Here is a 13,008-nt window from a genome sequence, read left to right on the forward strand (position 1 = left end):
TCGTCGCCCCACCCCACCCCGACGTACCGACCCCACTGCTCGGTGGCCTGACGCCGGCGCAGTTCATGCGCCGCTACTGGCAGAAAAAGCCATTGCTGATTCGACAAGCGCTGCTCGACATCCATTCCCCGGTCACCCGACAGTGCCTATTTGACCTCGTACAACGTGACGATGTCGAGTCACGCGTGATCCGGCAGCGCACGGTGCGCGGCGAGGTGCGCTGGCAACTCGAGCACGGGCCATTTGAACGCTTGCCGGCCACGCGTCAGCGTCGATGGACGCTGCTCGTACAAGGCGTGAACCTGCACGTGCCGGCCGCGCACGCGCTGATGAGCCAGTTCCGCTTCCTGCCAGATGCGCGGCTGGATGATGTGATGATTTCGTATGCGACCGATGGCGGCGGCGTAGGACCGCATTTCGACTCGTACGACGTATTCCTGCTTCAGTTGCACGGCCGGCGCCGCTGGCGTGTCGGCGCGCAGCGCGACCTTTCGCTGCGTCCGGACTTGCCGCTCAAAGTGCTGCAGCATTTTGAGCCCAGCGAGGACTGGATCCTTGAGCCGGGTGACATGCTTTATCTGCCGCCGCACATTGCGCACGATGGCATCGCGCTGGGCGAGTGCATGACCTGTTCAATCGGCTTTCGCGCGCCACTTGACGGCGAGCTGTCCGGGCAATTCCTGTATCATGCCGCTGAGCGCGCGGCGCAGGCCCGTGGCGCATCACGCCGCTACGCGGACCCGAATCAGCCGCCCGTGAGCGAGCATCCGGCCGCGCTGCCCCCCGCGCTGGTCGACCACGTCGTGGAACTGGTCGAGCGGATGCGTTGGTCGCGTGCGGACATCGCGGAATTTGTCGGCAGCTACCTAAGCGAACCCAAGTCGAGTGTTTTTTTCGATCCACCCGCACGCGCATTTTCACGTCATGCGTTTGTTTCGCGCATCGCTGAAAACGGCATCGAACTCGATCCGAAAACGATTTTGCTCTATGACGACACGCGCTATTACTTGAATGGGGAATCAGCGACGCTGGTACGAAGTTTGCGCAAAGCCATTACCACATTAGCCGATCAGCGAGTGCTTACAGGGAAAAAATTTGTAACACTCTCTCACCATTCGTCCATGACACAGCTGTTGTACGAATGGTATTGTGCGGGCTGGATACGGATTGGCGAGCCGTAGGCGGCTGGCGTTCGGTATCCCGTGATGTGAAATTTTGTCTGTAAAAGACAACGAACCGGCCCCGGATTTATCGACGGTCGATATGAAAGTGCCTATAATTCCTGCCCAAGCCGTAGGTGAAAGGAATGCGATGAGCATGCGACTCACCAGCGGCCATAGGTGAGTGTTGAAGCACACAATACCGGTATTATTCGCGCTGTTGCTTACCTGTAACCATAAAAGGACGTGATCATGAAGAAATCCCTCCTCGTAGCATCTCTGTTGGCAGTGATGGCTCTGGCGGCTTGCGGCAAGAAGGACGAAAGCACAGCTCCGACTGCTGCGAGCGACGCTGCTGCCGCATCGGCTCCGGCTGCTGCTTCGGCTGCTTCGGACGCGGCAGTTGCCGCTTCGAGCGCCGCGGCTGCGGCCAGCGACGCTGCTTTGAGCGCTGCCGCTGCTGCGAGCGACGCTGCTTCGGCTGCCGCCGCGGCTTCGGGCGCAAGCCAGTAATCGCCGTCAGCGAAAAAAACCGGCCTGCGGGCCGGTTTTTTTTGTCTTGACGCCACATCGCCGCACGACAGCGGTACACGCGCCGCACTCAAAGCGTTTGCCAGCCGAATCCATCCTCTTGTGTCGCGACGATCACATCAGCCGAGGATGCGCTGAGGACCGTCGCCAACGCATTACGCGCAAGCTCGGGTAGATTGTTCTGCTGCGACAGGTGGGCCGCGATAATGCAGCGCAGCTTTGAGCGGTCAATCGCCGCCAGGATCGTCGCCGCCTCGTCATTGTTCAAGTGTCCGTGCATGCCGCCGATCCGGGCCTTCAGCGAGGGCGGATAGCGGCTTTGCGCGAGCATGCGCACATCGTGATTACATTCCAGTACCAAGCCGTCGCAGCCGTTTAGCATCTGGATAATATGGGGCGTCGACGTGCCCACGTCAGTCAGCACGCCAACGCGGTGCTGGCCATCGCCGAACACGAATTGCAGCGGCTCGCGCGCGTCATGTGGCACGGTGTACGGCAGCAATTCCAGGTCACCGATGCCAACAGGCTCCCCGCCCCACAACACCCGCCATTCGACGCCCTTAGCATCGTCTGCGCCGACCGCCAGCGCCGTGCCCCAACTCATGTAGAGCGGAATCGAAGCCCGCCGGGCAACGGTCAGCGCGCTGCCGATATGGTCGGCGTGCTCATGCGTGATCACAATCGCGTGCAACGCATCAAGCGTGACATCCAAGCGGGCGAGCCGCCGCTCGAGTTCGCGCGCGGAAAACCCGCAATCGAGCAGCACGCGGGTCGTCGTGGTGCCGTCTTGCGCCTCAACGAGCAGCGAGTTGCCGTCGCTGCCGCTACCTAGGCTTGCAAAACGCACGGCATCACGCGATCAGCAGGTTGTAATCCGGACGGGCTCAATTCAGTTGCTGATGCAAGGCCGCCATCAGCCGCTGCGCATTGCTGGACGTATCAAGTTGGCCGCTCGCGTCGATCACTGCGACCTGCGTGGCGCCGTCGCCCCTCGGGCGCACGTTGACCCGATACTCGTTGCCGATGACATTCGGCTTGCTGCCATAGATTAACTTACCCAGCCAACCCTCCCGCTTGATTTCCTGTACAGGATCATTGAAACGGACGTAATAGATACCGCGTTCACGATCGCGGTTGTCAACGGCAAAGTCCGTGCGATCGAGCGCCAGGCCGACGCGCAACCACGCGCGCTCGAATGACTCGGCCAAGTCGAGCGTCGATGCGCCTGCGCTGCCGAGCGCCACCTCCACCTTCGGGCCGGCGTGCCGCGCGCCGTCGATCAACTGCTGGGCTTGCTTGTCAGTCAGCCCAAACTGCTGCATGAGTCGCGCATAGATCGCCGCCTCCAGCTTCGGATCACGCGGCCGCTCGACCCAGCGCGACGACGCCTTGTCCCGCCCGGTCAGCACTTCCTCCATCGCGGTGTGCGATATCGTGATCACGGTGGCGTTGCTGTTCGCATTGCGCTCAACCAGCATGCGGAAGCGATCGCGCGTGCCCGACGAGTACACGAAGTCCAACAGCTTGCCCACCGAGTTGCGGAACCCGTCGCTCGGGATCTTCGCGCGGTTCTCGGCCCAGTCCGTCTCGATGATCCCCGTTGCCGGCGAATCCGTCTTCAGCGCGAAGCCGTTCTGCTCCCAGAACGCCTTGAGCTGCGGCCACAATTCGTTTGGCGTGCGCCCGTTGATCACTAGCCAGCGGCGCGTGCCATCTTGCTCCACGTGCATCCCATAGGGGTCCTGCGCGGTGGGCACGCCCTCGGTCGCATTGCCGGCCGGCGTCGTGGCCCGCGTCGGTTGCCCGCCCAAGCCCGCGGTCGTGGACGGAGCGACATAACGCTGGTCCAGCGGCGCAGCCTTCAGATCCGCAGGCACCTCGAGCCGCGGCGCGGAAGTCGCGTTCTGGTAGTCGACGCGATCCGGAGCAAGTACGTCATTGAGCGTGTCGCAACCTGCCAGCGACAACACAGCAATCGCCCATACCGTCACGCGCAACCCGCGCGCGGAGAAATCGAAACGTTTCATGAAATCCTTCGTGATGCGAATGATACTGCTGGCCCGGCCCTGCAACCGCCCCGGCAACGCGCGGTCAACCGACCAGCCCCGCTTCGCGCAACGCGGCGCGTACTGTTTCATGATATTGATCGGCCAGCGGTGTCAGCGGCAGGCGGATACCACCGCGAATTTTGCCCATCTGCTGCAATGCCCATTTGACCGGAATCGGATTCGACTCGGCGAACAAGTGCTTGTGCAACGACAACAGCTTCAGGTGGATTGCCCGCGCGGTCTTCGCATCACCGGCGATCGCGGCGCGGCACAGCTCACTCATCGCGCGCGGCGCCACGTTGGCCGTGACCGAGATATTGCCGTGTCCGCCCAGCAACATCAACGCGATCGCGGTCGGATCGTCGCCGCTGAAAATCGAGAAATCGGCTGGTGCTGTCTTGATAAGATGCGCCGCGCGATCGATATTGCCGGTCGCATCCTTCACGCCCGCAATGCCTGGCACCTGAGCGAGCCGCAGAATCGTCTCGTTGCTCATGTCAGCGACAGTACGGCCCGGCACGTTGTACAGGAATACCGGCAGATCGACCGCTTCGGCGATCGCTCTAAAATGCCGGTACATTCCTTCCTGCGTCGGCTTATTGTAGTACGGCACGACCTGCAGCGATGCGTCGGCGCCGACCTCCTTGGCCACCCGAGTCAACTCGATCGCTTCGGCCGTTGAGTTGCCACCCGCGCCGGCGATAATCGGGATGCGGCGCGCTGCATGCTCGACCGCTGTCTTGACCAGCAATACATGCTCTTCGACCGATACCGTCGCCGACTCGCCGCTCGTGCCGACCACGACCAGTGCATCGCTGCCTTCCTCGACATGCCAGTCGATCAGCGCGCGCAGCGCCGGAAGATCCAGCGCCCCGTCCTCCAGCATCGGCGTGACAATTGCCGGGATGCTGCCGCCAATCGATGTGGCTTGCATTGCTTGGCTCATGAAACTGTCTGAAAAATCAATCGTTAAACTGAGATTGTAGCGGATTGGCCAGGCAAATCGTATCTCGCTGGCCCTTCATACGACCCCATTTTACCGCCGTGCATGTCACCGCGGCTTTCTCGAACGGCGCACAGTCGCTGCACGAACGCGGGCTTAGGTCCGGCAACAAAGCCGTCCTCAAACGCAACGACGCGCAACGCGGCGTGTCGCGCCACCTCCAGCAGCTCGCCCGAGCGTAACAGGAAGCGCGGATTCGAGGGCCGCCCCAGCGTTTCGTGGCCCTGCGCAAACGTTTCGTACAGCAGCACGCCGCCCGGCGCCAGCGCTTCGGTCAAGTCATCGAACAGCGGCCGGTGCAGATACTGCGTGACGACGACAGCCGCGAAGCGCTGGTGCGCCTCGAAGGGCCATGCTGCGCTACCCTCACCCGGCTCTAGATCGGCATGCACGATGCGCACCGTCAGCAATTCGGCCAACGCGGCCAACGCCTGCGCATCGCGATCCAGCGCGACGACCGGATGGCCGCGCTGGGCAAACCAGCGCACATGCCGGCCGCTGCCGCACGCCACGTCAAGCACAGTGCCATCGCGTGGCACCAGATGGGTCCATCGGCGGACCCACTCGGAGGCAGCGGGGATCGCCATCAGCTGTACGACAGCCCCATGGCCTCGCGCACGTCGCGCATCGTCTCATGAGCCAATTTGCGCGCCTTGTCGCAGCCGTCCGCGACGATCGCGCGCAGCAGCGACGGATCGTCCATATACTTCTGTGCCCGCTCGAGCATCGGCTGCTGCTCGCGCAGGATGCCGTCGATCACCGGCTGCTTGCACTCCAAGCAGCCGATCCCGGCGCTGCGGCAACCGCGCTGCACCCATTCGTGCGTCGGTTGATCCGTATAGACTTGGTGCAACTGCCATACCGGGCATTTGTCCGGATCGCCCGGATCACTGCGGCGCACGCGCGCCGGGTCAGTCGGCATCGTGCGGACCTTTTTCTCGATCGACACCTTGTCTTCACGCAGCCTGATTGTATTGCCGTACGACTTGGACATCTTCTGCCCATCAAGCCCCGGCATCCGCGATGCCTCGGTCAGCAGTACCTGCGGCTCGACCAGAATGATCTTGCGCGAGCCTTCGAGATAGCCAAACAGCCGCTCACGGTCACTCATCGACAGGCTTTGCGACTCCTGCAGCAGCGCGCGCGCCTGCTCCAGCGCCTCTTCGTCGCCCTCCTGCTGATAAGCATTGCGCAATTCGTGGTACAGCTTGGAGCGCTTGCCGCCGAGTTTGCGCGCTGCCTCATTGGCCTTATCCTCAAAGCCCGGCTCGCGCCCATACAGGTAGTTGAAGCGGCGTGCGATCTCGCGCGTCATTTCCACGTGCGGCACCTGGTCCTCGCCCACCGGCACTAGCGACGCGCGGTACAGCAGGATGTCCGCGGCCATCAGCACCGGATAGCCAAGAAAGCCGTACGTGCCCAGATCCTTGTCGCGCAGCTTCTCAATCTGCTCCTTGTAGGTCGGCACCCGCTCGAGCCAGCCAAGCGGCGTGCTCATGCCCAGCAGCAGCGACAACTCCGCGTGCTCCTGCACGCGGCTCTGGATGAACAGCGTGGCCTGCGCCGGGTCAATACCGGACGCAAGCCAATCGATCAGCACTTCCCACACATTGTTCTCAATCACATCCGGTGTTTCATAGTGCGTCGTCAGCGCATGCAGGTCGACCACGCAGAAAAAGCACGGATACTCGGATTGCAGCTTGATCCAGTTCTTCAGCACACCATGGTAATGGCCAAGGTGCAGTGAGCCGGTCGGACGCATGCCGGAGAAGATACGGTCGGGGAACATGGTATCGAGAGGTCGAATGTGAGGAAATCGTCGGAGTCTGGCCAATGCCCGCTCAGACGTGGCTGAACAAAGAAACGATCGGACGCAATAGGCCGAACACCACGTCGTAGCCTACGTTCACCAGCGGACGCAGCCACAATGTATCGAGCACGCGCGTCATCACCAGCGCCATCACGATGAAAAAGCCGTAAGGCTCAATCTTCGCGAAGCGGTACGCGGCGCGCACCGGCAACAGCGCGGCGAGCACGCGGCCCCCATCGAGCGGCAACAGCGGAAACAGGTTCAGTGCGCATAGCACCAGGTTCACCGCGACACCGGCCGACGCCATGCGCACAAAAAATGGCTCCTCGACGCCGAGGCCGCGCAGTCCGATCGCAATACAGGCCCACGCGAGCGCTTGTAACAGGTTGCACGCGGGCCCCGCGAGCGCAACCCAGAGGCTGTCCCAGCGAGGATTACGCAAGCGGCCAAAATCAACTGGCACCGGTTTCGCATAGCCGAAGATGAATGCACCGCTGGTCGCAAACAACATCATCAGCGGGATCAAGATCGTGCCCATCGGATCGATGTGACGCATCGGATTGAGCGAGATACGCCCCATTAGGTACGCGGTATTGTCACCGAAGCGGCGGGCGACGATGCCATGCGCCGCTTCATGCAACGTGATCGCGAAGAGCAGCGGCAACGCGCTAACTAAGATTGTCTGTACGAAAGAGTCCATCGCGCTATTGTAACAAGGCACCGATAGCCAGCTGCGCGCACGCGACGCGCCCCACGCTGCGCCGGCCGACGCTCACGGCGCGAGCCCGAAGGTCTCCAACGGGCCGCGGCCGGCCCGCACGAGCACGGGCTCGTCCCCGCTCAAATCGATCACGGTTGACGGCTCGGCCGCGCACGCGCCCCCGTCGATCACAAGATCGAGTTGTTTTTCCAGCCGCGTGCGGATCGCTTCGGGCTCGTTCAGCGGCTCATCGCTGCCGGGCAAGATCAACGTCGATGCGATCACGGGTTGCCCAAGCACCTCGAGCAGCGCAAGTGTGATCGCGTGATCCGGCACGCGCAGCCCAATGGTCTTACGCGACGGATGCGACAGGCGCCGCGGCACTTCCTTAGTCGCCTGCAAGATGAACACATAGGGGCCCGGCGTGACGGATTTGATCAGCCGATACTGCCGGTTGTCTACCATCGCGAACGTCGCCAATTCAGACAGGTCGCGTACCATCAGCGACAAATGCCGGCGCTCGTCAAGGCCGCGGATGCGTCGCAACCGCTCGACGGCAGCCTTGTCGTCAAGATGGCAAGCAAGCGCATAGCTCGAATCGGTCGGCAACGCGACAACGCCGCCGCCGTCGATGAGCTGCGCGGCCTGTTTGATCAGTCTCGGTTGCGGGTTGTCCGGGTGAATGCGGAAGTATTGGGACATCGATCGGTCAGAGCCAGCGGGTCCACACCGGCGTCAGATCCGACGGCAAGGGCGGCAGGCTGCCGAGCTCGGTTACGCCGTCGCCAGGCGCATGGAAATCGGAACCGCGCGAGGCCTGCAAGCCGAAGCGCCGCGCCACTTGCGCATATTCGCGGTACTGATCCGGCGTATGGCTGCCGGTCACCACCTCGATCGCCTCGCCGCCGAGTTGCTTGAATGTCGAGAGCAACGTGTCGAATTCCAACGGTGTGTACTGGTAGCGCCCCGGATGCGCGAGCACCGCCACGCCGCCTGCGCCGAGAATCCATCCCATTGCATCCTCAAGCAGGGCCCAGCGGTGTGGCACATACCCCGGCTTGCTCTCCACAAGGTAACGGGCGAACACGTCGGCGGTGGACACCGCATAGCCCGCGTCGACGAGAAAGCGCGCAAAGTGCGTGCGCGAGATCAAGTCCGGATTCGATACATAGCGCAGCGCGCCTTCGTACGCATGATCGATGCCGACCTCGGCGAGCCGCCGGCCGATCTCGACCGCCCTTGTCTGCCGGCCGCTGCGCGTCGCCGCCAGCCCATCGACCAGCGCGTGGTGGCCTTCATCAATGCCCAGCCCCACCACGTGGATGGTACGCGACGCCCACGTCACCGAAATCTCGACACCGGTCACATAGCGCATCTGCAGCGCCGCTGCGGCCGCGCGCGCCTGCGCGATGCCGCGCACCTCGTCGTGGTCGGTCAGCGCCCACAACTGCACGCCGCCGTTAGCCGCGCGGCGCGCAACATCGGCGGGCGACAGACGTCCGTCAGAAAGGGTCGAGTGGCAATGGAGATCAGCATTCATGGTCGTTCACGGCAGGTCCGACCATTCTACTGCAAGCGCGGCGCAGCGGTCCGCGCCACCGCGCGCCATGGTGCAGCGCCGTGACAGATCAGGCGCAAAACGCGTCGATCAACGCTGCCACCTGCTCCGGCTGGTCATGATGCAGCATATGGCCCGCGTTGGAGATAGTCTCCTGTCGCCAGTGCGTGAACGCCCGGAACCGCGCCTTGAACGCCGGAATCGGCACATCGCCGGCCAGCGCGTGTAATGTCGGCGAATCGACCGCCTCGACATGCAACACCTTCGCGCTCACGCGCGCCCACACCGCCATCACCTCGTCGAGGCGATACGGCAACGGCCCGCGCAGCTTGTGTGCAGGATCCGCCAGCAACTCGAAGCGCCCGTCCGCGCGCTGACGCGACCAGTGTGCCGCCAGGAACGCGGCACGCGACGGCGCCAGGCGCGGGTTAGTCTGGGTCAGCCGTGCCGCTACCTCGTCCAATGACGCATAGGTCTTCAGCGTGGGCGGCTGGCGCAAGTCATCGAGCCAGTGCTCGATACGCGCGCCGGCATGGGCGGGATTGGACGCCGGTAGGCCGAACCCCTCCAGGTCCACGACGCGACGCACCCGGTGCGGTCGCACACCGGCGTACAGACAAGCCAGATTCGCCCCCATGCTATGGCCGACCAGGTTCACCGGCCTCCCAGGGGCGTACCGATCCAGCAACGCATCAAGATCCGCCAGATAGTCATGGAACCAATAATGTCCACCGCCGTGTTGCTGTACAGGCCAGTCCGACAATCCGAATCCCCGTGCGTCGGGCGCGATCACGCGCCAGTTCCCGCCTAGCGCATCGACGACAAACTGGAACGATGCCGATACGTCCATCCAGCCGTGCAGCATGAACAACACCGGCGCATCATCCGGGCCCCAGCAACGCATGTGCAGCGTCACACCGCGCACCGTGAAGAACTCGGAGGTTGAAGCATTCATCTGACCACACCCCTAAAAACGAATGATCGTTCGATTATAGCGACGCCTATACTGCGGCGCATCGAGATGCTGACTCACGTGGCGTCACGCTGTCCCGCTGCGTCACGCGTCGGCTCGGCTCGGCTCGGCTCGTCGCGTCGCGTCGGATTGGGTCGTCGCGCCGAATCGGCCCATGTCACCCAAGCGCGTCCGGATGGTTCAGCGCGGCAAGCTCCGCGTCGTCAAAGCCCGCCGCACGACGCGCATCGACGTTGAACGGGCCCTTCAGCCGCGGCGCGCGATACTCGCGCGCAAGCCGAGCGTAGGTGGGCAGCGGCGCAATGCCGGCGCGCTCGCACAACCACCGGAACCAAAAGTTGCCGATCCGCACATGCCCAATCTCGTCGCGCAGAATCACGTCGAGGATGCGCGCGGCGGCAAGGTCGCCGGCCTGCTCGAGCTTGCGGCGAATCGGCGGCGATGCATCGAGTCCGCGTGCCTCCAGCGTGCGCGGCACCAACGCGATACGCGCGAGCACGTCCGCACGCGTGCGCTCAGCCATCTCCCACAGCCCGTCGTGCGCCGGAAAGTCCCCGTACGCATACCCGAGCGTGCCCAAATGATCGGACAACAGCGTGAAGTGATACGCTTCCTCTTCGGCCACGGTTAGCCAATCGTGATAGAACGCGTCGGGCAACGCCGGAAACCGCCAGATCGCATCGAGTGCGAGATTGATCGCATTGAACTCGATATGCGCCAGCGCGTGCAGCAGCGCCGCCCGACCCTGCTCCGTATGCATGCTGCGCCGCTCCAGGCGCTCGGGCGCGACGCGCCGCGGACGCGCCGGGCGCCCCGGCACGCCCGGCGGCTCGCCAAGCGCCCGGTTCGCATCGATGACGACGCCGCCCGAGCGCCAATGCGCGCCGAGCGCGGTCACCGCATCGACCTTGCGTCTCGGATCGATGAGTAGGAGTGCCTCCAGTGCGCGCTGCCGTAAACACAATTGAACGAGCGACTCGACCATGTTGATGCTTCCTTATGCTGGCGGCGCTCGGGCGGCACCGCGGTAACGGGCCGCGCGCAGCCCAGACACCGCCGCTGACGCGCCGGTACAATATCGTTTTGGGCAATGTCCCGTGGCATGCATTTTACCGGCGCGCTCGCGCGTCACGGACTCTCTGGCCGGCTAGGCTGGATTTCGACAAGGAGGCAGTGTGGCGATCTACAAGCTCGGCGAGGACGCGCCAACGATCCATGAATCCGCATTCGTCGCTGACACTGCAACGGTGATCGGCCTGGTCGTGCTCGCCGAAAACACCAGTGTGTGGTTCTCGGCGGTGCTGCGCGGTGACAACGAGCCGTTGACGATCGGCGCCGGCAGCAACGTGCAGGACGGCGCGGTGATGCATACGGATCCGGGCTTTGCGCTGACCATCGGCACAAACGTATCGATTGGGCACCAGGCGATGTTGCACGGATGCACGGTCCATGACAACACGTTGATCGGCATCCAGGCCGTGGTAATGAACGGCGCGGTGATCGGCCGCCATTGCCTAGTAGGCGCCGGCGCGGTGGTCACCGAGGGCAAGACGTTTCCTGACAATTCACTAATCCTCGGAGCGCCGGCGCGCGTGGTGCGCCAGCTCAGCGATGACGAGATCCAGGGCTTGCAAAGGAACGCACGCAGTTACATCGAGCGGCGCCAACTGTTCAAGGAGAACCTGGTGCGCATCGGCTGATCCGGACCGCCGGGACCAGCCCGGCGCCGCGCCGCAATCCATTTGTCGTAGTCGAGGAAGTCAGTTGTGACAGACCAGTTGCAAAAATTCATGTTCGAAGCCGCGCCGGTGCGTGGCGAACTCGTCACGCTGGAGAAGACGTGGCAGGAAGTCCTGGTGCGCCGTGACTATCCGGCGCCGGTGCGCACGTTACTTGGCGAAATGATGGCCGCCGCTGCGCTGCTGTCGGCCAACATCAAGTTCGATGGCACGCTGGTCATGCAGATCCTGGGCGACGGGCCGGTCAAGATGCTGGTTGTCCAGTGCCGCTCAGATTTGTCGATGCGAGCGACGGCCAAGCTTGGCAGCGAGTGTGACACATTGAGCGACACCGCGTCGCTGACCGAGTTGGTCAACGCAAACGGTCGTGGGCGCTGCATCATCACGCTGGATCCACACGAAAAGCTTACCGGCCAGCAGCCGTACCAGGGCATCGTGCCGTTGACCAACGCGCATGATGGCCCGCTGGACAGCATCGCGCAGGTGCTCGAGCACTATATGCACCACTCGGAGCAACTCGGCACGCGGTTGTGGCTGGCGGCCGACGAACGGCGCGCGGTCGGTATGCTGTTGCAGAAATTGCCCGGCGACGGCGGGATCGTGCCGCGCGCGGTGCAGACCGACGCCGACACGTGGGACCGGGTCTGCCACCTCGGCTCGACGCTGAAGGCCGACGAGATGCTCGCAGCCGACCCGGATACGCTGATGCGGCGATTGTTCTGGCAAGAGAACGTCAGCCGCTTCGACCCCGCCCCCACGCGTTTCGCCTGCACCTGCTCACGCGACAAGGTCGGCGGGATGCTGCAAATGCTCGGACGTGACGAGATCGACAGCATCCTGGTCGAGCAAGGCCATGTGCAAGTGCATTGCGAGTTCTGCAACCAGCGCTATGAATTCGACGCGGTCGACGCCACGCAACTTTTCCACGGCAATCAACTCTCATTGAACGTCGCGGCCGCACCGAGCCAACAGCGGCATTGAATGGCGGATCGGCGCGGGAAAAGCGGCCGGCGCGAGCCATCGCGCACGGCGAGCACAGTATGACACCGACGACGGAGATCGACATGAACAAATATTCCCTTCGCGCCACCGTGGCGGCGTTTGGCGCTCGCGCCGCCGTGACGGCGTCGGCGCTGCTGCTCGGCGGCTGCGCCGTCAGTTACCCACCCACTCCACAGACCGTGCTGAGCCAGTTGCCGGAGTCGTCCCGCAACGCACCGACGCCGTTGACCCCCGCAGAAAAACGGCGCTATGACGAAATGGGTCGCCAGGTGTTGCGTGAGCAGGACGCGGCCATGCAGGCTGACGCGCTCGCGCGCGCGTGGTCCCGGTATCCGTACGCGGTCACGCCGGTGTATGGTCAGTACTACAGCGGACGCTGGGGACCCGGCTGGGGTGTCGGCAGCGGATGGGGCTATCCGGGGTACTCTCCAGGCTGGTGATACTGCTGACCGGTCCTGCCGCGACCGGTGCCAGCGCGCAAGCG

At 63.6% G+C, this 13,008-nt stretch carries 15 protein-coding genes; 5 read left to right on the plus strand and 10 right to left on the minus strand.

Translation table 11 applies throughout. From position 1 onward, the window contains the following. Positions 1–35 precede the first annotated feature (35 nt). Positions 36–1,181, plus strand: a complete 1,146-nt coding sequence (locus KQH60_RS08780) for a cupin domain-containing protein (protein ID WP_237576206.1) — start codon at positions 36–38, stop codon at positions 1,179–1,181. 231 nt (positions 1,182–1,412) lie between these two features. Beyond that, complete coding sequence (locus tag KQH60_RS08785; RefSeq protein ID WP_237576207.1) at positions 1,413–1,673, plus strand: hypothetical protein; 261 nt, start codon at positions 1,413–1,415, stop codon at positions 1,671–1,673. 88 nt (positions 1,674–1,761) lie between these two features. Here the strand turns inward: KQH60_RS08785 and KQH60_RS08790 are convergent, their stop codons facing one another. The 10 genes from KQH60_RS08790 to KQH60_RS08835 all read right to left on the minus strand — a co-directional run bounded on the left by KQH60_RS08790 (position 1,762) and on the right by KQH60_RS08835 (position 10,768). After that, on the minus strand, positions 1,762–2,538 hold the full coding sequence (locus tag KQH60_RS08790; RefSeq protein WP_237576107.1) for an MBL fold metallo-hydrolase: 777 nt from the start codon (positions 2,536–2,538) through the stop codon (positions 1,762–1,764). Positions 2,539–2,575: 37 nt separating this feature from the next. Then, entirely contained in the window at positions 2,576–3,718 is a 1,143-nt protein-coding gene (gene bamC / locus KQH60_RS08795; protein WP_237576108.1) for an outer membrane protein assembly factor BamC, read from the minus strand. A 64-nt stretch (positions 3,719–3,782) separates the two neighbouring features. After that, the gene (dapA, locus tag KQH60_RS08800) at positions 3,783–4,685 is read right to left on the minus strand and encodes a 4-hydroxy-tetrahydrodipicolinate synthase (RefSeq protein ID WP_237576109.1); all 903 of its coding nucleotides are present in this window, start codon (positions 4,683–4,685) and stop codon (positions 3,783–3,785) included. A gap of 23 nt (positions 4,686–4,708) precedes the next feature. Then, positions 4,709–5,329, minus strand: coding sequence for a bifunctional 2-polyprenyl-6-hydroxyphenol methylase/3-demethylubiquinol 3-O-methyltransferase UbiG (locus KQH60_RS08805; protein ID WP_237576110.1), 621 nt, complete (start codon positions 5,327–5,329; stop codon positions 4,709–4,711). Continuing rightward, positions 5,329–6,531, minus strand: coding sequence for a tryptophan--tRNA ligase (locus KQH60_RS08810; protein ID WP_104077225.1), 1,203 nt, complete (start codon positions 6,529–6,531; stop codon positions 5,329–5,331). The genes KQH60_RS08805 and KQH60_RS08810 overlap by 1 nt, the downstream gene beginning before the upstream one ends. A 52-nt stretch (positions 6,532–6,583) precedes the next feature. After that, positions 6,584–7,252, minus strand: coding sequence for a site-2 protease family protein (locus KQH60_RS08815; RefSeq protein ID WP_237576111.1), 669 nt, complete (start codon positions 7,250–7,252; stop codon positions 6,584–6,586). A gap of 72 nt (positions 7,253–7,324) precedes the next feature. Next, the gene (locus KQH60_RS08820; protein ID WP_237576112.1) at positions 7,325–7,954 is read right to left on the minus strand and encodes an L-threonylcarbamoyladenylate synthase; all 630 of its coding nucleotides are present in this window, start codon (positions 7,952–7,954) and stop codon (positions 7,325–7,327) included. Positions 7,955–7,961: 7 nt separating this feature from the next. Further along, entirely contained in the window at positions 7,962–8,792 is an 831-nt protein-coding gene (locus KQH60_RS08825; protein WP_237576113.1) for a 3',5'-nucleoside bisphosphate phosphatase, read from the minus strand. A gap of 88 nt (positions 8,793–8,880) precedes the next feature. After that, positions 8,881–9,765, minus strand: coding sequence for an alpha/beta fold hydrolase (locus KQH60_RS08830; RefSeq protein WP_237576114.1), 885 nt, complete (start codon positions 9,763–9,765; stop codon positions 8,881–8,883). A 175-nt stretch (positions 9,766–9,940) separates the two neighbouring features. Beyond that, entirely contained in the window at positions 9,941–10,768 is an 828-nt protein-coding gene (locus KQH60_RS08835; protein ID WP_237576115.1) for a ferritin-like domain-containing protein, read from the minus strand. Positions 10,769–10,958: 190 nt separating this feature from the next. Here KQH60_RS08835 and KQH60_RS08840 point away from each other — a divergent pair, with 190 nt between their 5' ends. The 3 genes from KQH60_RS08840 (at position 10,959) to KQH60_RS08850 (ending at position 12,964) form a co-directional block, all read left to right on the plus strand. After that, on the plus strand, positions 10,959–11,483 hold the full coding sequence (locus KQH60_RS08840; protein WP_237576116.1) for a gamma carbonic anhydrase family protein: 525 nt from the start codon (positions 10,959–10,961) through the stop codon (positions 11,481–11,483). A gap of 66 nt (positions 11,484–11,549) precedes the next feature. Then, entirely contained in the window at positions 11,550–12,503 is a 954-nt protein-coding gene (gene hslO / locus KQH60_RS08845; protein WP_237576117.1) for an Hsp33 family molecular chaperone HslO, read from the plus strand. An 83-nt stretch (positions 12,504–12,586) separates the two neighbouring features. Then, positions 12,587–12,964, plus strand: coding sequence for a hypothetical protein (locus tag KQH60_RS08850; RefSeq protein ID WP_237576118.1), 378 nt, complete (start codon positions 12,587–12,589; stop codon positions 12,962–12,964). The last annotated feature ends 44 nt before the right edge of the window (positions 12,965–13,008 follow it).

The organism is Mycetohabitans sp. B8, assembly GCF_021991875.1.
GTDB lineage: Bacteria > Pseudomonadota > Gammaproteobacteria > Burkholderiales > Burkholderiaceae > Mycetohabitans.

Excerpts from the sequence above, each read along its gene's own strand:
- KQH60_RS08830 (WP_237576114.1), bottom strand. The coding sequence starts at position 9,765 with ATGAATGCTTCAACCTCCGAGTTCTTCACGGTGCGCGGTGTGACGCTG.
- KQH60_RS08835 (WP_237576115.1), bottom strand. The coding sequence starts at position 10,768 with ATGGTCGAGTCGCTCGTTCAATTGTGTTTACGGCAGCGCGCACTGGAG.
- KQH60_RS08815 (WP_237576111.1), bottom strand. The coding sequence starts at position 7,252 with ATGGACTCTTTCGTACAGACAATCTTAGTTAGCGCGTTGCCGCTGCTC.
- KQH60_RS08810 (WP_104077225.1), bottom strand. The coding sequence starts at position 6,531 with ATGTTCCCCGACCGTATCTTCTCCGGCATGCGTCCGACCGGCTCACTG.
- KQH60_RS08805 (WP_237576110.1), bottom strand. The coding sequence starts at position 5,329 with ATGGCGATCCCCGCTGCCTCCGAGTGGGTCCGCCGATGGACCCATCTG.
- bamC (WP_237576108.1), bottom strand. The coding sequence starts at position 3,718 with ATGAAACGTTTCGATTTCTCCGCGCGCGGGTTGCGCGTGACGGTATGG.
- KQH60_RS08820 (WP_237576112.1), bottom strand. The coding sequence starts at position 7,954 with ATGTCCCAATACTTCCGCATTCACCCGGACAACCCGCAACCGAGACTG.
- KQH60_RS08825 (WP_237576113.1), bottom strand. The coding sequence starts at position 8,792 with ATGAATGCTGATCTCCATTGCCACTCGACCCTTTCTGACGGACGTCTG.
- KQH60_RS08785 (WP_237576207.1), top strand. The coding sequence starts at position 1,413 with ATGAAGAAATCCCTCCTCGTAGCATCTCTGTTGGCAGTGATGGCTCTG.
- dapA (WP_237576109.1), bottom strand. The coding sequence starts at position 4,685 with ATGAGCCAAGCAATGCAAGCCACATCGATTGGCGGCAGCATCCCGGCA.
- KQH60_RS08850 (WP_237576118.1), top strand. The coding sequence starts at position 12,587 with ATGAACAAATATTCCCTTCGCGCCACCGTGGCGGCGTTTGGCGCTCGC.